The sequence below is a fragment of the Hylemonella gracilis str. Niagara R genome, from assembly GCF_000600295.1.
GTDB lineage: Bacteria > Pseudomonadota > Gammaproteobacteria > Burkholderiales > Burkholderiaceae_C > Hylemonella > Hylemonella gracilis_A.
The window spans coordinates 3,125,724-3,150,227 of record NZ_JEMG01000001.1; the positions used below are offsets into that span (position 1 = coordinate 3,125,724).

At 57.7% G+C, this 24,504-nt stretch carries 18 protein-coding genes; 11 read left to right on the forward strand and 7 right to left on the reverse strand.

The features are described 5' to 3' along the window. Window positions 1-159 precede the first annotated feature (159 nt). From AZ34_RS14215 to AZ34_RS14235, 8 genes are all read left to right on the forward strand, one after another. The gene (locus AZ34_RS14215) at window positions 160-585 is read left to right on the forward strand and encodes a helix-turn-helix domain-containing protein (protein WP_035609223.1); all 426 of its coding nucleotides are present in this window, start codon (window positions 160-162) and stop codon (window positions 583-585) included. Window positions 586-744: 159 nt separating this feature from the next. Continuing rightward, the gene (locus AZ34_RS14220; protein ID WP_051509871.1) at window positions 745-1,062 is read left to right on the forward strand and encodes an AbrB/MazE/SpoVT family DNA-binding domain-containing protein; all 318 of its coding nucleotides are present in this window, start codon (window positions 745-747) and stop codon (window positions 1,060-1,062) included. Continuing rightward, entirely contained in the window at window positions 1,059-1,499 is a 441-nt protein-coding gene (locus tag AZ34_RS18065; protein ID WP_081767233.1) for a hypothetical protein, read from the forward strand. The genes AZ34_RS14220 and AZ34_RS18065 overlap by 4 nt, the downstream gene beginning before the upstream one ends. Continuing rightward, on the forward strand, window positions 1,492-2,808 hold the full coding sequence (locus tag AZ34_RS18420; protein WP_155831828.1) for an ImmA/IrrE family metallo-endopeptidase: 1,317 nt from the start codon (window positions 1,492-1,494) through the stop codon (window positions 2,806-2,808). The genes AZ34_RS18065 and AZ34_RS18420 overlap by 8 nt, the downstream gene beginning before the upstream one ends. A gap of 818 nt (window positions 2,809-3,626) precedes the next feature. Continuing rightward, window positions 3,627-3,839, forward strand: coding sequence for a hypothetical protein (locus AZ34_RS18425; protein WP_155831829.1), 213 nt, complete (start codon window positions 3,627-3,629; stop codon window positions 3,837-3,839). A gap of 191 nt (window positions 3,840-4,030) precedes the next feature. Next, window positions 4,031-5,119, forward strand: coding sequence for a hypothetical protein (locus AZ34_RS14225; RefSeq protein WP_155831830.1), 1,089 nt, complete (start codon window positions 4,031-4,033; stop codon window positions 5,117-5,119). Beyond that, complete coding sequence (locus AZ34_RS14230; protein ID WP_035609226.1) at window positions 5,119-7,707, forward strand: sensor histidine kinase; 2,589 nt, start codon at window positions 5,119-5,121, stop codon at window positions 7,705-7,707. The genes AZ34_RS14225 and AZ34_RS14230 overlap by 1 nt, the downstream gene beginning before the upstream one ends. A gap of 12 nt (window positions 7,708-7,719) precedes the next feature. Continuing rightward, window positions 7,720-9,495, forward strand: coding sequence for a hypothetical protein (locus tag AZ34_RS14235; RefSeq protein ID WP_035609229.1), 1,776 nt, complete (start codon window positions 7,720-7,722; stop codon window positions 9,493-9,495). Between the two features lie 75 nt (window positions 9,496-9,570). Here the strand turns inward: AZ34_RS14235 and AZ34_RS14240 are convergent, their stop codons facing one another. After that, on the reverse strand, window positions 9,571-10,347 hold the full coding sequence (locus tag AZ34_RS14240) for a hypothetical protein (RefSeq protein WP_155831831.1): 777 nt from the start codon (window positions 10,345-10,347) through the stop codon (window positions 9,571-9,573). Window positions 10,348-10,786: 439 nt separating this feature from the next. Between AZ34_RS14240 and AZ34_RS14245 the strand changes: the two genes are divergently transcribed. From AZ34_RS14245 to AZ34_RS14255, 3 genes are read left to right on the forward strand one after another with little or no spacing between them, the layout of a single operon-like run. Then, window positions 10,787-13,501, forward strand: a complete 2,715-nt coding sequence (locus tag AZ34_RS14245; RefSeq protein ID WP_035609235.1) for a DDE-type integrase/transposase/recombinase — start codon at window positions 10,787-10,789, stop codon at window positions 13,499-13,501. Window positions 13,502-13,503: 2 nt separating this feature from the next. After that, complete coding sequence (locus AZ34_RS14250; RefSeq protein WP_035609238.1) at window positions 13,504-14,709, forward strand: AAA family ATPase; 1,206 nt, start codon at window positions 13,504-13,506, stop codon at window positions 14,707-14,709. Then, window positions 14,690-16,048: a TniQ family protein gene (locus tag AZ34_RS14255; RefSeq protein ID WP_035609241.1), complete on the forward strand. Its 1,359-nt coding sequence runs from the start codon at window positions 14,690-14,692 to the stop codon at window positions 16,046-16,048. The genes AZ34_RS14250 and AZ34_RS14255 overlap by 20 nt, the downstream gene beginning before the upstream one ends. A 63-nt stretch (window positions 16,049-16,111) precedes the next feature. On the opposite strand, the gene AZ34_RS14260 is transcribed toward AZ34_RS14255, so the two are convergent. From AZ34_RS14260 to AZ34_RS14285, 6 genes are all read right to left on the reverse strand, one after another. Further along, complete coding sequence (locus AZ34_RS14260; protein WP_155831832.1) at window positions 16,112-16,528, reverse strand: hypothetical protein; 417 nt, start codon at window positions 16,526-16,528, stop codon at window positions 16,112-16,114. A gap of 153 nt (window positions 16,529-16,681) precedes the next feature. Then, complete coding sequence (locus AZ34_RS14265) at window positions 16,682-19,675, reverse strand: Tn3 family transposase (protein WP_035609244.1); 2,994 nt, start codon at window positions 19,673-19,675, stop codon at window positions 16,682-16,684. Between the two features lie 42 nt (window positions 19,676-19,717). Then, on the reverse strand, window positions 19,718-21,034 hold the full coding sequence (locus AZ34_RS14270) for a site-specific integrase (RefSeq protein ID WP_035609246.1): 1,317 nt from the start codon (window positions 21,032-21,034) through the stop codon (window positions 19,718-19,720). A 111-nt stretch (window positions 21,035-21,145) separates the two neighbouring features. Next, entirely contained in the window at window positions 21,146-21,475 is a 330-nt protein-coding gene (locus AZ34_RS14275; protein ID WP_035609249.1) for a helix-turn-helix domain-containing protein, read from the reverse strand. A 33-nt stretch (window positions 21,476-21,508) separates the two neighbouring features. After that, on the reverse strand, window positions 21,509-22,141 hold the full coding sequence (locus AZ34_RS14280; RefSeq protein WP_035609250.1) for a cation transporter: 633 nt from the start codon (window positions 22,139-22,141) through the stop codon (window positions 21,509-21,511). Window positions 22,142-22,216: 75 nt separating this feature from the next. Continuing rightward, the gene (locus AZ34_RS14285; protein WP_035609253.1) at window positions 22,217-24,415 is read right to left on the reverse strand and encodes a protein-disulfide reductase DsbD family protein; all 2,199 of its coding nucleotides are present in this window, start codon (window positions 24,413-24,415) and stop codon (window positions 22,217-22,219) included. Window positions 24,416-24,504 lie beyond the last annotated feature (89 nt).

The window sequence follows — 24,504 nt, forward strand, 5'->3', positions numbered from 1 at the left end:
AACCTCCCAGGCTCGGTGGTTTGATTTTTAGATAGGTTCTAGGCAACGCGTGTCGTCCCTGGCGTAGAACACCGCTACTGTTCAGCTCGAAAGCTGCCGCCAATTGCTACCCGCTTGGTGTTCTGTAACATTGCTCTCAATCCAACCGTTGGGACTGAAATGACAAACATTACAAGCCTCCTGAAATCAGAAATCTCTCGCCTCGCTCGGAAAGAAGTCCGCTCCGAAATTGACAGCCTCAAAAAAGCCGCCGCTCACTACCGTAGTGACATCGCTGCGCTCAAGCAAGCCTTGGCCGCTCAGGAGAAGCTGATCAACCGTCTTCGCAAGACTGAAACTTCGGCCACCAATGCGCCGTCAGACGAGAACCCAAAGCTGCGTTTTCGTGCGGCCGGCTTTGCAAGCCTGCGCAAGAAGCTAGGCTTGTCAGCGGCCGAGATGGGGAAACTACTGGGTGTTTCACTACAAACCATCTACCACTGGGAAAAGGGACAAGCCAAGCCCAGGGCCAGTCAACTGCAAGGTATCGCCGAAGTTCGGAAACTTGGAAAGCGCGGCGCGGCGGCACGGCTGGCTGAAACCTAATTATTGCCTTCTAGCTAAGCTCGAAGAGCAACTGGTCCGGCACGCGGCTTAGATCTGACTCCCGGTGGCCTAGCTGCAGGGGCTCACTCCAAATTTTCATCCAAAGTTGCCCCACGTAGACCCAACTCGCAGACCATTAAACGCGGGGGGAAGCTAGCCATGCACGTAACCATCCGCCCTATCGGCAACAGCAAGGGCATCGTCCTGCCCAAGCCCATCCTGGCGCAAGCCGGCCTCGAAGAGGCGACTAAGGCCGAGATGACCGTCGAGAACGGCGCCATCGTCCTGCGCACGCCCGCCAAGCCGGCCCGCGACGGCTGGGCCGAAGCAGCCAAGAAGCTCGCGGCCGAAGGCGGCGACAAGTTGGTGATGGGCGAGTTCGGCAACAAAGGCGACGCGGAGCAGGTGTGGTTGTGGGACAGATTTCGGCGGAATTCAACATACGGGGTAAACTCTGAGCGTAAGGCCACACCATGAAGCCTCGCTACGGCCCGTTCAATCCCAAACGCAAGCTACTCACGCCTGCTCAGGCACAAGCTCGCGCGGATGAGCTTGGGAAGTTAGCTGAGCGAGTTCGCTATGGTGGCAACCCGGAGCATAAGAAAAATCCGGGTGATTTCGGGCTGACACCGCCATCAGATCCAAGGCAAGGAAAATCTTTGTGCGACGTCGCCAAAATTTTTAAGCGAGAGCAAGCAGAAAAGTTGCTTCAGCTCGGACTGCGCAGCGGCCTCGCAAGCGATCGAATGGATGGGGAATGGCCAAAGAACGTCTGGTCAGTTACTGAGGACGGTTTTGCCATGGAAGCTCAGCTTGAGAATCCCGAATTGGGAACCTATCACGGCTATCCGATGCCTGATACCGATCCGCTGTCGTTGGAAGTGATTCGTCGCTGGAAGCGTCTCAATGGCTAGGCTAAATCTCAACGCAAAATGGATGTCAGCGGCTTCGGGAGAACCGGAAGTCAAAGCCACGGCGGCCTTGGTTGACATGTATGTCGACAACATCAGCCTGACTAAGAATCAGGACATTTGGGCTGAGACTATCCGCGACAACGTCTTCGTGTCGGCTTATCCCTTGGCGATGTGGTTTGCAAGCTCTTGGTGGCGCTTAAACTACGAGCCACTGCCAACTCAGCAACCTAGCCATGACTGGCGAATGGTCCATGAGCTCGGTGCGGCAAATCACGGTTTCGTGTGGCCGCGCGTCATTTTTATCCCGGACGGTGAAGCAGTTTATGTGTGGGCTGGGGCCTCAATGACACCCGACCAGTCGGTGCAATATCTGCAAGCGCTGGATGTGCCAAGGCTGATTCCGTTGCCCAGCTTCCAACTAAGCATCCAACACTTCGTGAAGAGCGTTCTCGCTCGTTTAGATGCTAAGGAACTTGGAGATACAAATCTGGCGCATCTTTGGACCATCCTGGAGGAAGATCTTGCGAATCCCAAAGTGATTCGCCGCAGGAGGCTGGAGGCTGAACTGGGCTTCGATCCCGAGGAGTGCCCTGAACACGCGCTGAACGCGGCACTGCAATGGGAAGAGCAGGTCGGCGAGGCAGCTCTATCAGAACTAGCACCCGCAATTTCAGCTTCAGGAAACGGTCCTGAATTGTCGGTCCTTGGACAACTCGCCACGGCCAATGGAATCATTGGAAAACCTACGATTTCGCCTGACAGCATTGGGCACTCAGACCAAGGAGCACCCTGGGAGCGAGCGGTTCATGATGCACAGGCGCTTCGCCGAAAAATTGGCAATCCCAGCGGCCCTATCTCAGATCGGTACCTGCACGATCTTCTTGGTCTAAGCAATGAAGCTGTTACCAATTGGTCCGCACCCGAGGGGAGGTCAACCGTTGCAGTGGCGATACCGGCAAAAGATCGTCAGTTGAAGTTCGTTCCGCGAAAACGCAATCGGATTGGGCAGCGGTTTGAATTCGCCCGCTTTCTAGGCGAGTATCTACGTCCGACAGATAAGCATCAATGGCTTGCATCGACCGACCTGGGGACGTCTCGTCAGAAATACCAACGAGCTTTTGCTGCCGAGTTTCTATGCCCGATTGATGCACTAAAATCCTACTTGAATGGCGACTTTTCATCGTATGCCATCGAGGACGCCGCCTACAGGTTCGAGGTCAGTGAGCAGACAATAACTAGCCTATTGCTCAACAACGGCTATATACATCATCAGTGGTCACAGAACTTGCCCTATCAAATGGCCGCCTGACTGCTAAAAGGTGTGTCCGGCACTTTCTTCCACGAGATCAATCGTCATACCCGGTCATAAGACTTTGACGTGGGCCGGGCCCAGTTCGATACTCGTGAAAGCGAGCATCGGGCAAATCGAAGCAAAACTGACTGAACGCTGATAGTGGTAATACCAGCAGTGCACTTGATATTGGTCGTCGTCGCCCTCGCTGGCGTATCGGCTCAATAACCGCAATGTGCCAATGACCACAAGTTCGATGGCCTATGCGTTTGAAACCTAGGTCGAATCGTCATATCAGCACCAGCCGGCACAGTTATGCTTCCCGTCGCGGCATATTTATGGTTCCAGCGACAGCTTTTGTCGCTGGAACCATAACTGTTCCGCTTCGGAACGCTTATGCTTCTTTTTGGGCCGGAACGGTTTTGCTTCCGGCGATTTTGGTCCTACGCCAGAATCCACTGACCGGCATCGGATGCGCTGCGTCAGACAAAAAATCCCTGTAATTCAATCGCTTAGGCGCTGATGCTCTTCCTGAGCACACTTGTGCCTACGTCACGCCAGGGCTGCAAATCGGTTCATTTTCGGCACGATTATGGTTCCATGCGGAACGGAATTGCTTCCGTCCCGGTTTGCTATGAGTCTGCCAAAAGCAATGAAGTGAGGGAGTGGCCCCAAAAGCTGTCATGTGATGCTCCTTTTGGGGGATATCACCAGAACAGCGAGCCTTATAGACTTTGCCAACTTGATGCTGCACGGCAGGCAGCACAAATGGAGACGCATGCATGCGGGCCTATCCGTTCCAGGCGGAGTCACATGTTCAGCCATGCAAGCATTAGATGAGTACCGCTCAAATTGACCATGCCGATGCTGGAATGCAACAGCATGGCGGAATCAAGGCGATATTCTTTAGACAAACATACAAAAAAGCTTTATACGGCTCGCGCGGCACTCTAAGATTCGCCTGGTCCTTCGACTTACTCGACGGGCCATCATCAAAATGGCCCGTGCAATATCTTCCATCACTTCCCGCCGCCTTGTTCGCGATTTAGCGCAATTAGCTTTGGCCCCCCCAGAGTCTTGGTGCGAAGTAGGACTTAACGTCCGTCCGAACCTTCATGGGTTGCTGCGGTATCCCGCAATGATGGTGCCGAAGATGCAGGGAGACATCATCGATGCAGTGCTGGGAGTCACCGGACAAGATTGCCGAGTTCTAGATCCGTTTGTGGGCTCAGGCACGATCATGACTGAAGCCATCATCCGAGGGCTAGACTTCACTGGCATTGACATCAACCCATTGGCCGTGCTCGTGTGCGAAGCCAAAGCGGCTATTGATGCAGGAGCAGATGTCAATGGAGCTGCGAAGACCGTCATTCACTATCTGCGGACCGACATTCAAGAAACGATTGACGTCGAGTTCAACAATCGCTCGAAGTGGTTCAGCGATGAGAGCGCCATGCACCTGTCCAGAGTGCGACGCGGAATTGAACAAGTTGCGGACCGTGCTGCACGTAAGGTTCTGTGGACGGCTTTTGCCGAAACCGTGCGCAAGAGTTCCAACTCACGGACAAGCACCTACAAGCTGCACATTCGCAAAGACGATGAACTCGTTGAGGGATCGCGCGTTGCCTCCATATTTGAGGATGTCCTACGCCAGACTTTGTACAGGATTGAGGAATATAGGAAGGAGCATCTCGCCGGTCGTGCGCGCAAGCCCAAAGTCCGCATCATTTGTAGCGACGTGCGTGTTGCGAAACTCGGAAAAAGCGCGAAGCAGCACGACATCCTGGTAACGTCACCGCCCTATGGCGATAACCAAACCACAATTCCATACGGTCAGTTCTCGTATCTGACACTACAGTGGATTCCGGAAATCGATCTACCTGCAGGCTGGTCAAGCGACCACATTTCCAATACGCACGCGCTTGACAGTTCAAGCCTCGGCGGCTCCAAGGTTGGCGCAATGGAGAAGGCCGAGACCATGAAGTTCACGTCGCCGACCTTCGCAGCTTTTGTCAAAACGGCCAGGAATGCCGGCAATACGGCAGCGATTCAGAAGGTCGGCTGCTTCACCTACGACTTCTTGGAATCGCTCAGTCAAATACGCTCGCAGTCATCGAGCAGCGCGCACTGGATTCTCACGACAGGAAACAGGACGGCAAGTGGAATGCGCGTACCGTTTGATGCCATCTGTCGGGACATTGTCGAATTTCTCGGCGGCAAGCCGATTGCGACACTTCAACGAGAGTTGCCCAGCAAACGTATGCCCTCGCGAAATTCGGTAGGCGAAATGATTACCGCCGAGGCCACTCTTGTCGCGGAGTTTGCATAGTGCCCGAAGACACCACATCTCTCAAAGTCAGCGCCCATGTGCTGGTCCAGTTGGGCAGCGAGCTAGTCACCGACGTTGACCAGGCGCTCCTTGAATGCGTTAAGAACGCTTACGACGCTGACTCACCCGGCTGTCGCATCGAGATTGACACGCGCGATGCTGGTGAGATCCATGAAACAGCCACTGCAGAAAAACTTCTCGGCTTCTCTGAGGCATCTGAAGGCGTCCAAGTCGTCCTCTATGACGACCAGGGCAAGCGGATAGATGGACCCAATGGATCGGTTCGAAAACTGGATCCGCAGGCGACCATTCATCGCCACTTGCACTACATGGGCAAGGTGAGTATCGAGGACAGCGGTGATGGTATTAGTCCCGAGAAAATCGCATCGTCATGGCTGGTCATTAGCGGATCCGCAAAGCGGTCCGATGGGCAGGGGCCAAAGAAAGCAACAAATAAAGGGCGCACACCACTGGGAGACAAGGGTCTTGGGCGCCTGGGCACTATGAAGTTGGGCGACATATTGGAGGTTGAATCTGCAACGAGTGCCGATATGCCGCTTACTGTCGCGCATTTCCGATGGCAAGACTGTCAAAGTGCCGTCACCGTCGATAAAGTGCCCGTTTTCACGCAAACCCGAGAAAACACTAAACGCTTCAAGGGCACGCGAATCAACATCTACGGCCTGAAAGACCTGCCAGATTGGCGTCGTACCAAGCGGATCGAAGAGCTAGCGCGGACCTTGGCACGACTGGTATCGCCCTTCGAATCGACCTCAACTTTTCCAGTCGCGATTACATTGGACGGCATCGATTCATCGCTCGGGTCGGTAACTGAGCAGGTCCTGAGTCAGGCAATCGCAAAGTTTGATTTCCGTTGGGACATGGACGACGATGGCAATGAACAACTGGTAGCCAGAGCAAAGTTCATGACGCGTCTTTTTACGGCGGCGCGCAACGCGACCCAACGCGAAAAGGCCAACCTAGCGTTTAACCGTGATGGTGGCTTGGGGTTCCGGAAGTTTCTAGATACCTTCGGTCAAACGAAGCCGTACAAAAAATCCGCTCCGGAATCGGACGGTTGCTTTATTGAGTTCGAGCGGCGTTTCCCTTGGACAGACATGATGCTCGACAGTGGCGTAGCCATTGAAAACCCCGGTCCATTCCGCGGTGCGTTCTACTTTTTTCATTTGGATTCTCGAGATGCACCAGGCGACGAAGCGGCCACTGGTTTGGCGGTGTCCCGCGGACTCATCAAAGATCTCTCAGGCATCTCAATTCTGCGTGATGGCTTTCGGGTTCGATCCCAAGGAGACTGGCTGAATCTGTCCACTGGCATGACCTCGGGCAGCATCTACAACATGCGGGTCAACAACACGATCGGGTACTTCGCGCTGACCGGCGCTAAGAACTTCCGCCTAGTGGAGAAGTCAGATCGGGAGGGCTTTGTCGAAAATGCGGCCTATCGTGGATTTAATTCAATCGCAATCCAATGCCGAGAGTTTGCAAACGACTCTCTCGAAAGCGTTCGACGCGCCCTGGACAAATACTACAAAGACTTAAAGGCCCAGGAGGCACAATTTCCATCTACGGACCCTATACAGATTGTCGAGCGGTCGGTTGCCGCTTCTGAAAGCGCGCAAACTGCGGCCAAAGAAGCTAGTGATGCGCTGTCAGTAGAGCTCCTAGCACTACAGAATCGTTTGAAGACGGGAAAAGGAAGTACTGACTTGGTCGTTCAAGCGCTGAACATTGCCAAGAAAGCAACTGCTGCCATGACGGCTGTGCAGACCGGGCTTCCCGCACGAGCAAGCATTAAGGCCGCCCTCGAAAAGGTAAAGCTGGAACGCGAGGAAACACAGGAACAATTTCTGTCTCTCTATGAAAGTGCCGCAGTTGGTCTGAGCGCTCGAGGCCTCGCTCATGAATTGCGAACGCATATTGGTGAGATCCGGCAGCGCATGAATTCGATTACACGTGCAGCCAAAAGCGGATCTGTCGACGAACGCACGCTCGTGGGGCACATTAAAGCGATGCGTGACGCCTGCTCAGCCATTCTGAGTTCCGCCTCCCTCATCGACCCGATGCTTCCGCGCTCTCGGATGCTCAAGGACACGTTTCTCGTCAGCGACTTCATTGCCGAGTACGTCGAGAACAGGCAGCACGAGTTGCTGCGCGAAGATGTCATCGTGAAAGTCAGTAACCGGGAAGTAGGGTTGGAGGTGCGCATGAACAGGGCACGATTGCTCCAAGTTATCGACAACCTAGTTCGCAATAGTTTGTATTGGCTACAGCGCGGTTACTTAACGAAGACGGTGAGTCGGCCAAAAGAGATCTCGATCGAAATCGGTAATGGCACCTTATCAATCGCCGACTCAGGTCCAGGCGTTGATCCTCACTATGAGGATTCGCTGTTCGATATCTTTATCTCGGGCAAACCGGCCGACGGCAGTGACGGCCAAGGCCTTGGGCTTTTCATTGTTAAGCAACTTCTGGCCGCCGATGGATGTGATATCCAACTCAGCAACGAACGCAATCCCGAGGGAAATCGATACCGTTTCACGATTGATCTAGGCGCAGTGCGTACATAGAGGGAGAGATGAATGGAACTTAAGGAAGCCCTGAAAGCACTCGGTGCAGACCGCGTGATTTGGATCGACGACAAATTTAATCAGTCACCGACCCAGTTAGCCGAACTTCTTCTGGCAAGCCCAGAGATCGCGCGGCAATGCGGCACCCCCACGATCGTCGATATCTTGGACAAGGCGGCATTCCTCCCAGACCCTAAGAGCGAGCTTCAGCAGGTGCTCAATGATATGCGCGAGGCAGATCGTGCGAAGCTTGTGCAGTGCTTTTTCGAGAAAGAAGTCGTGAAGACTGGCATGACTACGCCCGAACTCGAGGATGCCGTCGTCGACACCGTGTGTAAGCTGCTCTCCATTGCCTTAGAAGACCGCTGGACCTTTAAGGACGCCGTGAAAAATTTAAAGGCCGTCTGCGATTCCAACGATGAAAAGGTAAGTTACATCATTGACCTCAACGAATCGGGAGGCAGTGACAAACGAGGCCTGGAGATCCTTCAAACGTTGCATCAGCACAATTCAAAAGGAACCGTCTTCCTCTTGACGCATTCGGCCACTACAACAGAAGAAGCCTCCAAGGAATTTGAGTTGCAAAACGACTTAGACGGTCGCCCGGCACACAAGCAAATCCCAATTTGCGTAATTTCCAAGGCGCGTCTCACCGAGGCGGCTGATGAGCCTGCAATGTCTAGCGCGCTTCGCATTGCAATTAAGCGAGCGGGTTTACGCAGAAGCGTTCACGAAGTGCTCAATCACATAAAGCCAAACGTGTCATCTGCCGTCGACGAAGCGGCACAACAGCTGCTTGCGATCCCACCGGAGCAGCTCGACGAGTACGTTGTTGAACGTGGCTTTCAGGAAGGCTTGTCCGAGTTGCATGTAGTAGAACGGGCCATTACTGCGGTCGTTTCCCAGAAAGTTCGAGAGATATTCGCCCAAAATCCAGATGTGTTGCAATCGACTGCGAGGCTTCGTTCTTTGCGTAGTGTTGAGCTTGCAGAGAGCGCGCTAACACCCGTGCATCAAAACTTGGATGGCTTTCGGCGCCTCGAAGTGTGGGAGTCGGACGAACTCATCAACAAGTCTTTCACTCCGCTTGCGTGTGGTGACATTTTCCAAATCGACGAACACGAAAAGCCTAACGACCGACCAAAGTTGTTCTTGTTGCTCGGTCAGCCTTGTGATATCTCGCTACGTGGAGAAAAGGACCGCGATCAGGAACATGCGATGCTGGTTCCGCTGAAGCAACGAGATGGTCAAGTAGATGGGGACAAGCTCAAGTTGAAGATGCTGCAATTCAAGATTGATAACGTGCAGTTGGCTTGCGACTTTCGGAATGCCACCGCTGTACGGCTCTCCATCTTGGATCTGGCTTCACTGCGCGAGGACGGACGCGTGCGCTATGACGTAGACCAGCCCACTGGTCTCCCACTGCTCGCCGCTTTGCAAAGCGTCATCGAGAAGCGGATCAAGATTGTCAAGCAGCTTCTTGAGGGTAACGAGAACGCAAAAAGCACCCTCCAGCTATGCTTTCGCTCATCTTCGCCTTTCAGCGTGATCCACGAAGGCAAGCTCTCACAGCAGGAAACGAAGACTATCAATGGCAATGCCGTCACGCTTCCAAAGCGCGTCACATGGTCATTGCGGCGGACCGGACGTGTTCGCATGCCGTATGCCTCCGCGTTGCTTCGCGACTACCTTGCCATCCAAGGTCGGGACGCGTTCGATTTGGACTTTACAAAAGAAGCTGCACAAGCAACACCATCTTGCGCACCTGCTGCAGTCTCCTGCGGCTAATCTAACTCGTACAAATGAATCTCCTCGAGTTTCTTAGAAACTTCCAAGCCAAATACTAAAAATACCTCTGGAATCTTAGTAGTTGTTGACCAGCTTTCTCCATCTTCGGAACTGAACCTCCATATGCTTAGGTAGGAGACTTTGGTGCTTCTCGCAGGCATCTATCCAACCACGACTCACCTGCTGCATCCATGCCCGCATTTGGTGTTGCGCATCAAAGACCACCGGCGGATCAAGCACCAAACGCCCCATCTCCTGAAGCCACAGGCCCATCATGATCAATAGTACGGATTGCATGCGCCTGGACTCAAAGAGAGTGGACTCCTTCTTGGCCCGCACAAGTTGAACGTATGCGGTTGTCATCGCCCCGAAGAAATCGATTCGATCTTGCCTGAGGTAAGCCATCCTGGCCTCGATCAGACCTGCTGCCAGTCCGTCCAAGGTCTCCATGGAGCGAATTTTCACAGCCAGTTCGTCCGATAGTATTCGGCGACGCCAGAAATGTAAGAACTCCGTGCTGAGCACTGAATCGGTTCCCGATTCCAAGTCCACCATGCCTCGCCAGACCTCCTCGCCCATCGACAGGTAGAGCTTTCTCAGGTCATCCGGCCCCAGCAGCCTGGGGAAATCCAACAGTTCCCAGACAGGGTGATAGAAAGTCCCGGCCGTTCCGGGAAACGCTCGATCAATACGTGTGACGAGCGAAGGACCACCTTTTTCTAAACTCCCCTGCGGCAAAACATCGCCTCGCAGGTAGCGCGTCCACAGCCCGCTTGACAAACGGACATTGCCTGGCATTCGCGCCAAGGCCCGCTCGAACTCTTGCGTTACGAGCGCTCCTGATGCAGCCATCGTGAAGTGACTCCAGACGACGACGCGCAGTCTCTGCAAAAGCGAGATGGCTGGTCGCCCTCGCTTGGATGGGATTCTTCGTTTCAAGATGCAGGAAATAAATTCCCATTTTATTTCCTTTCCGTCTATCGACCGTTGACGAAAAAAAGAGCTGTCGTAGTTTGGTTCTTGCCACGGCGATTGCTGTGGTGCCCGCGCTTTTCGGCCGGGCTTCACCAACCGCCACGCAGGAGCAAGAACACACACAAGGACAGTCAGAAATAAAAAAGCCCAGGTCCGGCAAGACCCAGGCTTTTTCCCTCAGCCGTCATAGCTTCGGTAGTAGGAACGATCCAAGTATATGACTCCTGTCGCACGCGTCAAGCCGTGCGCAGAGGGATTCTTTTGCCTGTCGAATTGTAGAGTTCTCAGCGACCGCGTGGCATTTCAGGAGTCTGAAATGTCATCTCAAGAGCAATTGGCGGACCTGTTCCGCCGGCGTCGACTAAGTGCCGATGCCATCGCCATGATCCAGCACATCCGGCAGAGCCCGCCCTCGCGAATCCTGCGCAGCGGCACGCACAACGTCGTGACGCACTACACCAGCCGCAAGATGGGCTGCGTGATCAAGGCGGAGGCGCGGCGTACAGAGTTGGCCGCCATCTTTCAGTGGGACCACGACGACGTCACCCACGAGTTCTACGACCAGCCACCGGCGATCAAGAAGATCCACGATCTGGGCAATGGGCGTACCAAAAGTCACTTGTACACACCGGACTTCTTCCGCATCGCGGAAGACTTCGTGGGATGGGTCGAATGCAAACCCGAAAACTGGCTGCAGGAACAAGCCGCATCACCCTCACCCCAGTACATCCGCGACAAGACTGGTACCTGGCGGTGCCCGGCAGCCGAGCGCTTTGCGCATGAATTCGGGCTGGACTTCGCGGTCCGCACGTCGGCCGAATCAGATCCCATCGTCGTCCAGAACATTTCTGACCTGTCGGACTACTACCGAGAAGACTGCCCCGAGCCGACGATCGCCCAGCTGAAGCAGATTCAAGAGGCCATGCGCGATGGCTGGTGCTGGCTGCGCGATCTCCTGACTTGCGGCGAGGGACCGATGGCCGACGCAATCTACAAGCTGATTGCCGACGAAAAACTGCATGTGGACCTGCGCGTGGCATCCCTCATGCGCGAGCCGCACAGGGTACGGGTGTTCAGGAATCGTGCCCTTCTCGAGTCCGCTGATATCTGGTTTGAGCCGCTGCTTGCTGCGTCAAGCAACGCAATCCGCTGCGTCACGCCGACGTCTGGTTCGGCCGTACTCTGGGACGGGTCGGCGTGGGAAATCGTCAACGCCGGAGACACCGAAATCTTTCTGCGAAGAAAGAATGAGGACGGGAAAGAGCGCATCCAGCGGCTTCCCATGGATGACTTCAAGCAATTGGTAGGCACCGGCTCGATCGCTGGAACGACCGCGATTGCGAACTCTCAAATGGCCGCTGCTGGCACTCGGTTGTGCCGGGCCACGGCCGAGGATATCCGCTCAGCCATGCACCGGTACTACTGCATCTACCCCGAGATGTGCCCGCCGACGGAAAGCCACCTCGCCAGTTCGAGGGCAATCCGCAAATGGAAGCGGTTCGCCCAACAAGGCTTGATTGATTACGGGAATGAGTTTGTTGGGCTACTGCCTCAGATCCATGACCGGGGCAACCGCGCGCGCCGACTCCCTCCACGCGTGCTTGAAATCATTCACGAGGTTATTGACCAAGAAGTTCAATCCAGCACTGCCCCGGGAACCTTCAACGCATGGTCACTGGTTGTCAACACCTGCCGCAAAGAGGGCTTGATGTTGCCAAGCCGCAAGACGTTTGCTGCTGAAATTCAGCGGGTAACAACGCCAGAGGCACTGAAGAAGGCCCGAGAGGGTGAAAAATCCGGATACAGCTTGGAACTGCCCTTCCTCAGCCTGGAGCGCGACACACCAAAGCACGGCACTCGTCCGTTTGACATCGCCCATATCGACCACACCCAACTCGATTTGCAGTTGGTCAATGAGGCAACCGGCGCGCCCATGGGAAAGCCGTGGCTGACAGTCATGATCGATGCCTACACACGGAAGATCCTGGCTTGGGTCCTGCTTTTCGATGAACCCAGCTACCGCTCTTGCATGTTGGTTATGCGCGATTGCGTGCGGCGACACCACCGATTGCCGCGAACTATCGTCACAGACCAAGGGTCGGAGTTCAAGAGCACGTATTACGAGCAACTGCTGGCGATGTTCGGCGTGAACAAGCGAGCACGTCCTGCCAGCCAACCCCGCTTCGGCAACATCATTGAACGATTCTTCGGAATCCAGAACTCGCAGTTCACCCTCGTATTGAGGGGCAACAACAAAGCTCTTCAGTCGCCGCGGAGCATGTCTCCAACCCACGATCCCCGCTCCTTGGCAGTCTGGAATCTGAGAGCTTTTCGAGAAGCTTTCGATGGTTTTCTTGAAGAGGTCTATCACCCGTTGGAACATCCAGCACTGGGCATGAGTCCAGCGGTCGCGATGGAAACAGGCATGTTGCAGTCGGGCACACGCATGCACACCCTGATTCCCTACGACCGAAATTTTCTGATCCTGTCCATGCCCACGAATACCAAGGGTACGGCTCGGGTTCAGCGCGACGGTAGCTTCAAAGTCAACCGGATCGACTATTTTTTCAACGCTCTGTTGGATTACGTTGGCCAGGACGTTCCCGTTCGGTACGACCCTTTCGATGTCTCGCATGCCTATGCATTGGGAAAACTCGGATGGATCGAGGCCACGAGCATGTATCGCAGCGAACTGGCTGGCCGCTCCGAAAAAGAAATCGAAGCCATTTCCCAAGAGATCAATGAGGTCAACAGGCGCGATGGTATTCGGGAAAAAGACCGTGCTGCCCTTCTAGGCGCCTATCTCGAGAAGGTTCGCGGCCGCGAGGCGAACCTGAAGCTGGAACTCCAGCGCGTGCGTGATCAGGAGTTGCGCTCCTCTGATCAGGGCGTCGGCCTGGTGACGGGATCGCCAGACATCAGCGACACCCTGTTGCCATCACCGCTACCCCAACTCTATCTGCCTTCTGACGATCAGGCTACCGACGTCGATTTCGACTCTATTTCGCAAGAACAATTCAAGGACTTCTGATTATGAAAAACATCACCCCTGCATTTGACTCCAACCTCCTGAGCGCGTCCGCTGAAGAAAAAATTGACTACTTCAAGAACAAGATCGTCCGTCACCCCCACCTTGAGCAGTCTTACAACCTGGCGCGGGAATGCATCGAGTTCAGCGAGAAGGGTGAAATCGTCTGGATCGTTGGCCCCGTCGGCGTCGGAACATCCCAGATCGGGCGAAAGCTCTGGAGCGACAGTCGCCACTCCGCCTCGGAGCTGGATGATGGCGAAATTTCTGCCTCAACATCTCCATGCATTGCTGTCACTGCGCCAGACCACTCCGATCGCATCGACACAAAGTACTGGACCCGATTGTTGGGCGACATCTTGCGTGCACACGGAGACATCCTGATCGACCGCAAGATCTATGCACCACCGAATCAGTTCACTCTGACGCATCCCATTCCCTACGTGGATCCGCGAAACCGGGACTTCGACGCGTTGAAATACGCAGTCATCAACATGATGCAGCACCGCCGGACCAAGCTGCTTCTGATCAATCAGGCGGACCGCTTGCTGCCCGAGTCTCATCCCGGTGGGTGTTTGCGCAGCCTACAGATCCTCAGGGATCTGGCTGCGCAAACGGATGCTCGGATTGTCCTCATCGGCAGCTATCAATTGGCCCATTCTGCTTGTACACGGAACAACTGGCTGCGCCGCCAGCAGACCGTGCACCTGAGGCGTTACGACCACACGAATCCGCAGGAGTTCAAATCCTACGCTCTGGCCTTGATCAATCTTCTGGCGGAAATGCCGATCGAGAATCGGCTGGAAGCTCTCAGCGTAGAAGCCGCAAAGGACCTTTGCATCAGCACTGTGGGCTGCGTTGGAACGCTGAAGAGAGCACTGACGCAGGCATTCCAGCATGCGCTGCGCACCGGCGAGAAAATGACCGAGGACTTCATCCTTCAGTTCGCTCCCTACAACAAAGTGGCACTGGAAATTGCAGAGGATACGAAGCGTGGCGAACGCCTTTTCCTCGATGTCTCCTTGGACGAAGTCCGGGATGTTCTGAACGCCACGACTGCCGAACCGACACGTGGAATCAGGAATGGTCCCGGCAAGCCTATTCCGAAAATAGCCACGGGATCTCCTGGTGGGATCAACCAACGCCGCATCGGAGAACGCAACTCGAGCCGAGACCCGTCTGGAGGTGCCCATGGCTCACAGCACCCTTGACCCCTTCGAGGCCGAAACCAGCATCGTCATTCCGCCGACCCTTTATGCACTCAGGAGTGAGGGTTCTTCGCAGGCTCCTGAAGGCCTGATTTCCTGGATTGTCGGGTTGGCCAACGCGCATTGCCTGGGCCCAAGAACGCTCGTGAAATACCTGCTGGAGCAGTCTGAGCGCCATTCGGATTTCTGGAGCGATACCGCCTTCTTTGAGCGGCATTGCGCCACGGTCAATGGCTTGGGCAGGTATGCCCGAACGATGCTGGATGCCCTGGGTAGGCCGCCACCGTCCAAGGCGCAGTCCATGACCCTCCTGGGATTGACCCACCTGCTGCCATTCAATGGGGAAGGCCTGCTGGCCAGGAATCCCCGCTGGTGCCCGGCCTGCCTGTGTGACCAGGCCCGAAAGGGGCAACGGCCGCATCACCCATTGGTGTGGTCGTTCGAACACTACCGGGTCTGTCATGTGCATCAAGGGTTCATGAGCGAGCGGTGCCCGGCCTGCAGCGCTGAGCAAGCGTTTCTGCCGATCTACCCCAGTCTTTTGCACTGCAACGCCTGCGGAGAATCCATGATCGTGCGCCCGCCGGGCGCTGTCGAGCACGGAATAGCCTCCGAACAAGAGGAAATCTCAGCTTTTGATCGCTGGTCAGCCAGCGCTCTTGTCGACCTGGTTTCTCGGATTCCGGAGCTTCAACGCGCCGGCAGCCTGACTCAGATGCAGCAGAACCTGGTGGACCTTGCCGCTTCATTGACCCAGGGCAACCGCAAGGGGCTCTGTGAAGCCCTTGGGCTGCAGCCCAGGGCAATCAATGGCTGGCTCAACAAGGACGAACGTCCCTCCTTGGCCCTGCTGCTTCGGTTCTGCCATGGCGTCAACCTGCTTCCAGCGGATCTGTTCTTGGCAAATGGCGCTATTCGGCACGCGGAACTTCCCAAACCCGCCCAGACGCCATCGAGTGATCGTCAGGAACGGCCGATGCTGGGCTATCGGCAACGCGAGTTGCTGGAGAGGCAGTTGGAACTGATTCTGGAGACCCCCTCAGACTACCGTGGCCTGGCCGCGGTGGCCCACCAGCTGGGTCTCACCAGGCACGCTCTCAAGTACTGGTTCCCTGGGCAGTCGAAAGAAATTGTGCTGAAGCGCCGCATGGCCGAGTCCCGAACTCTGGAACAGCGCTATCAGGCTGATCACGAGTACCTCCAGCAGGTCCTCACCAAACTTGTCGCATCCCGGGTCTATCCGAGCCGGCGCAAGGTGGAGCGCATGCTCAACCAGCGCCAGCTCTCCTTGATGCGGCCAGACCTGTACACGGCGTACAGGCGCCGCTTGATGAGCCTCTGATGGGCACGGCCCCTCCGGAAGAAACACTCATCCCCACCCAGCAGTTGCCCAGCAACAGACGGGTCAGATGGTGATCAGCAGGTTGGGATTCCAGCCCGTATTCTCGAAAACGGCCTGCCCCATGTCCTGTGGCTTCTGTATCTCCGGACCATTCTGGATGTATCCCGTCGGGTTGGACACGACTCTGCAACGGCCGACCTGGTAGTCGAAGTTGTCATGGCAATGCCCATGCATCCACAAGTCGGCCTGGAACAAGAGCGGCGTGAGGTCGCTCACAAAGCACCCGTTGAGCGAGTCCCCGACAAAACGCCTGTGCACGCTCAGCGGATGCGGTGCATGGTGAGTGATCACGATCGTCTTGCCTTCAAACGGCTTGGCCAACTCCGCCTCCAGCCATCTCCTGCTGGATAGATGCGCATCCAGCGTCTGTTGCGGGGTGAGCAGGCCCGTTTCGGTCTCGATGCGGTAGTAGTCGGTCATGTGCTGGCCACCCTCCAGCATGCTCTTCTCTTGCGTGAGTCCGCGCTGCCGAAAGTCCGTCCACAACGTCGAGCCCAGAAACCGCACCCCATCCAGAACCAGCTCGAGGGTCGGCAGGGATTCATGTAAAAAACCGCAGAAACGACCTTAACCCTATGATTCCATTGGAATTATGGTGGCATCGAAATTCAAAGGGCCTATCTTCCTTTTGAAGTCCAGCGTGTAGTCCCCAAACCGATTGATGTGCGCCGTGCGAAACGGCGCCAGGCCCCCCAGGATCTCCAGCGTGATCTCGGAGCCCTCATCTCGAAGCTCCTGCAGAACCCGCGTCATGCCCACCACGTTGTGCAGAATGATGATGTTGGCCACCAGGTGGTTGTACTTGATCACCTTGCGCTGCTCGTGCCGGATGTTCTCGGCAATGATCCCCTCTCCCCCGAAGAAGGACCAGCCGGCAAAGCCGTTGAATTGCTCGCTCTTGTTGGTTTCGGCATGGATCACCTTGCGCAGCCCGACATCGCCGATGTAGCTCAGCAGGAACATGGTCCGGATGACCTTGCCGAGTTCCACAAACGCGAAATACAGTTTGTTCTTGCGGCTGTAGGTGCCGAGCCGGCGCAGGATCGCCGACGGCGTGATCTTGCCGGTCTTGATGGAAACCGCCACCCGAAGCATCGCCGGCAAATGCAGTTCAATCAGCCGCCAGTCGATCACATCGCTGAACAGCGCATTGATGTTCCGGTAAGCATTGCCCGACTCCGGGCGATGGAATTTGAGGTCCTGGATACCCCGGATGCGCGGCATGAGCTGGATGCCCAGGAGGTGCGCCAGCGCGAAGACTGGGTAACTCTGCGCCTGCGTGTCCCCGTGAATCGTGTCCGGCCGGATGTCCGATTCGTTGCTCATCAGCCCATCCAGGATGTGGATGCCCTCATAGGTGCCGCAGGAAATGAAATGGCTGAACAGCGCGATGAACTTGTCGGACACATGGTAGTAGCCGATGCCACCGTACCCGCCATAGCGGATATGGTGCTCGGACAGCAAGTTCTGCTCGTAAAGATTCCACTTCGTACCGTCCGCCGACGCGTGCTTGCCGGTGCCCCAGTAGCCTGGCAGTTCAAACTTGTTGTACGCATTGATCACCTTGACAATGGCCTTGTCCAGCAGGTCCTCGCTGACGTATTTCAGGTTCAGCCAGGAAATCTGGCGGCGGCTCAGCCCTTTGATGGATTTGGCGGTCTGCACCGGCCCGAGGTTGCAGCCGTAGCAAAACAGCGTCGTGATGACGCGCATGCGCAGGTCCGCAAGGCGGCTGTCCGTCCCGGCCAACGGCCGGAACAGCTTGTGCAGGTCGAGCCAGCGTTCGGTGTCGATCATGACATCCACGATGCTGGCCGCTTGCATCCGTTCGGTGATCATGGCGTCGATCCGCGCGGCGGCCTCGACGATTTCGGAGCGCGGCGGTTTGCGCAGAATCAGGCGGCCATCGACGATCTCGGCATGGGCGTTTTCCGGGAAAGCGGCGTCGATGTCCCGAGCCCGCTGAGCCATGGCGGATTTGAGCATCGTCACAAAGGTGCCGGGATCTGTCTCGATGCCGGTGACCTGGCCATAGTCGCCGACCTCCTTTTCAAAGGTTTCGTCATCGACCAGCTGCTCGCGGTAGTCGTCATAGCGCTCGCCGTACTTGATGAAGAGATCGCCCGACTTCAGGTCGTCCTTGACCGCATGCATGACCGCCAGCTCAAAATATCGGCGATGAACAGCCTCTGCCCGGCCCTTGCCTGATGGCCGGACCAGCACCAGCCTCTTCCACTGGGCGGACATCCATCGAAGGTCCTTGTCTTCACTCAGGCCCAGCATGTCCAGCAATACGATGTCCGCGCGGTTGTCACGCAGCTTGTAAAGGGCCTCAATCAGCCGCTCCACCACGTGGTCCTCGCTGCTGGCTTTGGGCGAGGCGATGCCAATGCAGTTGAGCAACTGGGCCCGGACCATCTTGTAGGGCTGCAGCAGGAAAGGCAGGTGGTTGCGGCCGGCGTAGGCCAGGTGCTGCTCGCATTCGTTCAGCAGTTCGTCCACCTCGGCCACGAGGGTGGTGCTGATGGCTTCAACGCGCTGGCTATCCGTCCCCTCCAATTGGTAGGCGCCCAGGATGTCTTTGAGCTGACCGACCAGCATGTCGGTTTTCTGGACCCGCTCCTGCTGGAAGGAGAGCAACTTCTGCCTGGCATTGTTTTCCAGGTTCTGCATGAGGCGAATGAACAGGTCCGCGGCATCGTCCAGAGACTGAGCATGCTGCGCCCGGATGAAGATCACCGCCAGGGCGTAGCGCTTTTGCGGCTTGAGTTGGGCCATCTCTGCCGCATCGAGGGCGCGCGCCAGGTGCCGGAACTGCTTGAGCTTGGGCACCGGCACGTCGGGCTTGGGAAGCTGCTCCACCAGGTATTGCAGGCGCCGGATGTGCTGAATGTAGGTGCGCGTTTCCTTGTTGGTCGGCCGCTTGGGTTCGCGCTTGAGCATTTGCCAGGGCGAAGCCGACTCACCCGTGGCGGTTTTAAGCAAGCCGTCGATCAGGGCCTTGGTATGAGCCGTCAACTGACGGGTGATCGCGGAGAAGTACCGGCTGTTGCTCTTTTCCCGGGCACGAAACGCCATCCGGTCCAGCGTCGAGAAGGCCGGCAACTCGTAGCGATGGTGGACCAACTCCTCCAGCATCACGTTGATGATGTCGGCCACCGCGTGTTTGGTCTCGGCCGCCGTGTTGGCCACGACCTCCAGCCAGGCGTGGCCCGCCGAGTTCAAGGGTTTGACATTCAAGTGCAGGCGCAAAGCCGCGAAAAGCGCCATGCGCGAGCCCGAGGCCTCGAAGCGCTTGAGGTCCGCTGCCAGGGGCGGCCGAGCCGCACCCACCTGCTGCGCAATGTGCTCTCGGATCGCCGGGGGCACCTCGGCCAAGGGGATGAAATAACCCAGACGCTGGAAGACCTTCAGGTGGATCAGCGCCGCCATGCGCGGCAGGGCGCGCTTGCCGATGCCGGCAGCCAGGCGTTGTTCATCTTCGGTCGGCGTGTAAAGCTCCGCCAACTCACGGGGTGTCGGATCGGGCTTCAGGCTGGGATAGGCCGTCTCATGGAGCGCGGTCATTTGCGGCGACGACCCCGCTTGGTTGCCTGTCTACCCATCGCCTCAATCCCAGTGTGAATCGGTGGCGGGTTCGTGAAACGAGGTTTCCAGCAGGCACTGGTTGTCCTCGGCGACGCGGTACATGTCATCGAGCAGCGTGGCGATCACCTCGTCCAGCGAGTCGCGGGACAGGTAAGGAATGCTCAACTCGTAGAGTGTGCCCTCGGCATTCAGGCGTTGCATGGAAAAACGCTCAAAACAGGTCTGCTCGATCAGCCGGTGGCCGCGGGCCAGGCCGCGCGACTGCTTGCTAAAGCGGGCCAGCACCATCGTGACGCGCAGGACCGCCACGGGCGTTGTTCCTTCGGCCGGCGGACGGGGAACGCCCGCCGGCTCTGTCCGCAAAAGCAACGCAGGCGGTGGCTGCTGAACGGCCGGTGCCAACGCAGGCAGGCCCTGCTCGAACCGGGCTTGCAGGCTGGAATCCGACGTATCCAGGTAGCGCATGGCCGATTTGACATCCTTCCAGCCGACGTATTCCATCAGCTCCTTGATGTCCCAGCCGCTGGCGCGAGCCCAGCCGGCAAAGCCGCGGCGCATGGAGTGGCTGCTGTATTCCTCGGGCGACTCAACGCCAGCTTGGGCGAACAGGCTGCGCAGCAAGGGGATCAGGCTGTTGGCGTGCAGACTCTCCTCGGCAACATGGCCCCAGCGATCAATCTTGCGGAACACTGGGCCCTCGGTCAATCCAGCGAGGCTGGCCCAGGCATTGAAGGCCGTCACGGGGCATAAGCGGGACAGGGCCGGGCATTTGAAAAAACGGCCCTGCAGTTGCCTGTCGCCTTTGCTGCGGCCCAGGTAGCAGGCCATGCCCTGGCCCGGTGTGACCTCGGTGTTCTCAACGCGCAGGTTGACCAGTTCGTCGGAGCGAAAGCCGCGCCAAAATCCCAGCAGCATCAGGCTGCGGTCGCGCGTGTGGCGCAACAAGGCTTGCTGGTCGCCGGACCGCTGCGCATGGCTGATGGCGCTATCGAGCCATTGATCGACTTGCTGAAGCACGGCCAGTTCGAGTGGGCGGGCGCGCTTTTCTGGCACCGTGTGAACGGAGCGAATGCCCTTGAGGACCTGGCGCACCAAGGCCGATTTGGTGGGATCGGGGAAGCCTTGGTCGGTGTGCCAGCGAGACAGCGCCGCCAGCCGCTGGCGTAGGGTGTTGATGGCCAGGGTAGCCGCGTGGTCGGCCAGGTAGCGGGCAATCGCGTCCGCCGTGGAAGGCAGCAAACCTTTCCACTCAATCTCAAAATGGCGGATGGCCGAAGCGTAGCTCCGGCGCGTGTTGTCGCTCTCGGCTGCCTCGATGTATTGAGCAAGACGGGTCATATCGCGGTCGTCAGGGCCGTTACTCACTCAGGAGGAATGTCGCCAGCCGATGTATTTTTGCCGCAACCATCGCCTCGGACTTTGGAACGCTCCTCTCGCCGCAGGGCGAACTCAGGCAAATTGCAGCTCGATCTTGCCGGCGCGCCGCCGCACCGGGCCGACCACGATCTTCACGTCGTGTCCCAGCTTGGCCACCAGCTCCAGCAGCTTGGCTTCGCTGTCACCGCGGAACTGGCCGCGCGTGATGCGCGAGACCTTGGATTGATCGATGCCCAACAGCGTTGCAGCACCTTCTTGTGTCAGACGACGTGCCTTGATCGCACGGGCGATCTCGCCCGCGAGCTGGGATTTACGCTGCATTTCTGCAGCGTTGGTGTAACCCAGGTCTGCATAGACATTCGTGCCGCCTTCCTCGATCGTGCTTTCATTGTGCCCATTCATTTGCGTACTCCTTGTTGCACCTGCAAGACCCTCTCATCGGGTGTCCTGGGTGGCCTCAACTCGTGTTGTCTTGGACGCTTCTTCCAAGATCTCCTTACCGCCATTCGCCGCGATCCCCGCCACCACGACCCCCAGGATGAGGTCTGGGATGTTTGATCCCAGCCACATGACCAACGCCCCTGAAAGCACGATGGCTCCATTGACGATGGAGTCGTTGCTCGTGAAGATCGCGGATGCCTTGAAGTTCACGTCTTCCCCACGATGCCGTCGCAGCAACCTTAGGCACACAAGGTTCAAAGCTGCGTTCGCCGCGGCCACGGCCATCATCGCTGGGCCCACTGGCTCCTCGCCGCCAGCAAAGCGGCGCAGGACTTCCACAAGCAGTAGCACGGCAAGCCCAATGAGCAAGAACCCCGACAAGCGCGCCGCGCGGACCTTGACCAGCGCCGCCCGACCCACGGCGTACATGCTGACCGCATAGACCGACGCGTCGGCGAGGTTGTCCAAACCGGCGCCCATCAGCGCAGTAGAGGCAGCCCACACGCCAAGGCCGATGCTGGCGGCGGCCTGTCCCAGGTTGATGAGCAGCACTGTTCGCAGGATCTTGCGGTCTGCCGCGTTGCTCGCATCCAGCCCGAACTCGTCGTCATCGTCAGTTTCAGCCATGAGTTGCTCTTTCAAATTTCTAAGATCATCGGGCCCGAAGCGACTGAAGGGTCAATGTGTGATGTAGCGAAAATGCTACGGCGCAACCGCAGGACGCCTCAGCGGCGCCCGGTCAATTGCGGAAGCCGCCGCAGGCACCGTTGAAAGTGCTGCCCGCAGTTCCGTCGGGCTCAGGATTTCCGAAAGCACGCGCGGAGCAGCGTTGCGGGTGTAGAGCACATACAGCGGTACGCCGTTGCGGCCGAGCGCCGCCAAAGCAGCAGTGATTGCCGGGTCGCGGAGGGTCCAATCGGCGCGCAGCAGGGCGACATCCCTGGCGGCGAAGTCGGCCAGCACCTGCGTATCCTGCAGCACCGTCTTCTTGTTGTACTGGCACGTGACGCACCATGCGGCTGTGAAATCGACAAACACCGGTCGCCCGCCGGCCAGCAGTTGCTCCACGCGGCCCGGCTCCCACGCTTGCCAGATGTCTTCCTTTGCCGCAACAACGCGCTCGGGCCGCCCGGTGCCGATCTGCGCGGCCAGCAGCCAGGCGAACCCCGCCGTCCAGGCAACCGCGATCATGCCGACGATCAATCGTGCACGCCCCGACAAGCCGAGACCCCACGCCAGCATGCTGATGGCGACGAGAAGCACCAGCAGCGCGCTCACCGCATCGATCCCGCTTTGCTGCCCCAACACCCACAGAAGCCACGCCACCGCCGCAAACATCGGGTACGCCATCAGCTTCCGAAAAGTCACCATCCACTCGCCAGACTTCGGTAGCACGCGCGCAACGGCCGGGATCCAACTGGCGACGAAATACGGCAAGGCCATGCCGAGTCCAAGCGTCGCAAAGATCAGCAGGGCCTGCGTTGCTGGCAGCCCGATCGCGAATCCCAACGCCGCGCCCATAAACGGAGCTGTGCAGGGCGACGCCACCACAACGGCCAGCACGCCGGACAGAAAGGAGTTCAGGACGGGATGGTTGCTTTGCAGCGATGCCACGCGGGAGGGAACGAACTGGCGAAACTCGAACACGCCTGCCAGATTCAGACCGATCAAGGTGAACAACACGGCCAGTGAGGCGACCACTCCGGGAATCTGCAACTGGAACCCCCACCCGAGCTGCTGCCCGGCACTGCGCAGCGCGACGACCAGCAAGCCCAGCGCCGCAAACGAAGCAATGACCCCGGCGGAGTACGCGGCGCCATCGATGCGTCGGGCCCTCTGATCGCCAGCATGCTGGGCAAAGCCGACCACCTTGATCGCCAGCACCGGGAAGACACAGGGCATCAGGTTCAGGATCAATCCGCCCAGCAGCGCGCCCAGCAAAGCGGCCGCCAACGTCAACCCTGCGCCCGACTTCGCCGCAGCCGCGGCCGCGTTGTTGCGCAGGGCTTCCTGCAAGGCCGGCGATAGCGTTGCCGGTGCCGCCACGGCAGGCCATGTGCCTTGCACTCGCGCGTCGATGCTCCAGCGGTCGTTCTCCTGTGTCAGCACTATAGGCATGACCTGCGGACTCTGGCTGCGGTGTGGCGAAAGCGGCACCTGCGCCGTCCAAGTTCCCCCATCCCATGCCTGGCTCCATTTGGCCGAAGTCTCGATCACCTCGGCAGTCTCGGGAAAGAACTCCAGTGGTTTGCCCTTGAGGTCCGCCGGCAATCCGCTGACCCGCAAGCGCAACGCAGCGCCTTCGATCGTAGCGCTTGCTTGGCCCGCCAGCGGTTTAGGCTGCGCCGCAAAGCTTGCCTCGAACGCGGGACCGTGCGAGGCCGTCGTGCTCTTGGCGGAAATCGAAAGAGAGAACTCACCCTCCTCAGGAATGCACAATTCGCGGCAAACCAGCCAGCTCGCCTTGAGCTTGATGTCCAGGGCGTCGGCCAGCAGCGACGGATTGAATTCTGGCGTGATGGTCAGTGGAACCGGCAGCAGCACCGTGTGCTCGTAGCCATAGTTGACGAGCGTGCCGAGCAGAAACTTTCGGGGCGCAGGCCATGCGATTTCGCCCGCCATGACACCGGAGGGCAGCTTCCATTCCAGCCTGGTGGGAAGCCCGGAATCGCCAGAGTTCTTCCAATAGGAATGCCACTCGGGCTGGTGCGCAAGCTGCAGGCCAACCCAGACGGTCTTGCCCGGTTCGATGCCCTCTGGCGCGTGGGCCAGCAGTTCGGCGCGGGTGCGTTCAGTTACCACCACGCTCTTGCCGCTGGACTGGGCCGATGCTGCCCCGCCTGCGAGCAGGATCAGCAACGTGAGGAAGTTGGCAGCGTGAGATGCAAGGCGCGTGAACATGGAACAGGTGCAGCATTGCGGTGGCGGGATGCGCACCGTCGGGGCGGACTATAGGTGCATTCCACGCGCGGACTGCCAGCAGCCCGGGC

Bases quoted from the DNA above. Each gene is read 5' to 3' on its own strand.
- AZ34_RS14265 (WP_035609244.1), bottom strand. From the start codon at position 19,675: ATGACCGCGCTCCATGAGACGGCCTATCCCAGCCTGAAGCCCGATCCG.
- AZ34_RS14235 (WP_035609229.1), top strand. From the start codon at position 7,720: ATGGAACTTAAGGAAGCCCTGAAAGCACTCGGTGCAGACCGCGTGATT.
- AZ34_RS14280 (WP_035609250.1), bottom strand. From the start codon at position 22,141: ATGGCTGAAACTGACGATGACGACGAGTTCGGGCTGGATGCGAGCAAC.
- AZ34_RS14255 (WP_035609241.1), top strand. From the start codon at position 14,690: ATGGCTCACAGCACCCTTGACCCCTTCGAGGCCGAAACCAGCATCGTC.
- AZ34_RS14250 (WP_035609238.1), top strand. From the start codon at position 13,504: ATGAAAAACATCACCCCTGCATTTGACTCCAACCTCCTGAGCGCGTCC.
- AZ34_RS14245 (WP_035609235.1), top strand. From the start codon at position 10,787: ATGTCATCTCAAGAGCAATTGGCGGACCTGTTCCGCCGGCGTCGACTA.
- AZ34_RS14215 (WP_035609223.1), top strand. From the start codon at position 160: ATGACAAACATTACAAGCCTCCTGAAATCAGAAATCTCTCGCCTCGCT.
- AZ34_RS18425 (WP_155831829.1), top strand. From the start codon at position 3,627: ATGAGTACCGCTCAAATTGACCATGCCGATGCTGGAATGCAACAGCAT.
- AZ34_RS18065 (WP_081767233.1), top strand. From the start codon at position 1,059: ATGAAGCCTCGCTACGGCCCGTTCAATCCCAAACGCAAGCTACTCACG.
- AZ34_RS14225 (WP_155831830.1), top strand. From the start codon at position 4,031: ATGACTGAAGCCATCATCCGAGGGCTAGACTTCACTGGCATTGACATC.
- AZ34_RS14270 (WP_035609246.1), bottom strand. From the start codon at position 21,034: ATGACCCGTCTTGCTCAATACATCGAGGCAGCCGAGAGCGACAACACG.
- AZ34_RS14285 (WP_035609253.1), bottom strand. From the start codon at position 24,415: ATGTTCACGCGCCTTGCATCTCACGCTGCCAACTTCCTCACGTTGCTG.
- AZ34_RS14240 (WP_155831831.1), bottom strand. From the start codon at position 10,347: ATGGCTGCATCAGGAGCGCTCGTAACGCAAGAGTTCGAGCGGGCCTTG.
- AZ34_RS14220 (WP_051509871.1), top strand. From the start codon at position 745: ATGCACGTAACCATCCGCCCTATCGGCAACAGCAAGGGCATCGTCCTG.
- AZ34_RS14260 (WP_155831832.1), bottom strand. From the start codon at position 16,528: ATGACCGACTACTACCGCATCGAGACCGAAACGGGCCTGCTCACCCCG.
- AZ34_RS18420 (WP_155831828.1), top strand. From the start codon at position 1,492: ATGGCTAGGCTAAATCTCAACGCAAAATGGATGTCAGCGGCTTCGGGA.
- AZ34_RS14275 (WP_035609249.1), bottom strand. From the start codon at position 21,475: ATGAATGGGCACAATGAAAGCACGATCGAGGAAGGCGGCACGAATGTC.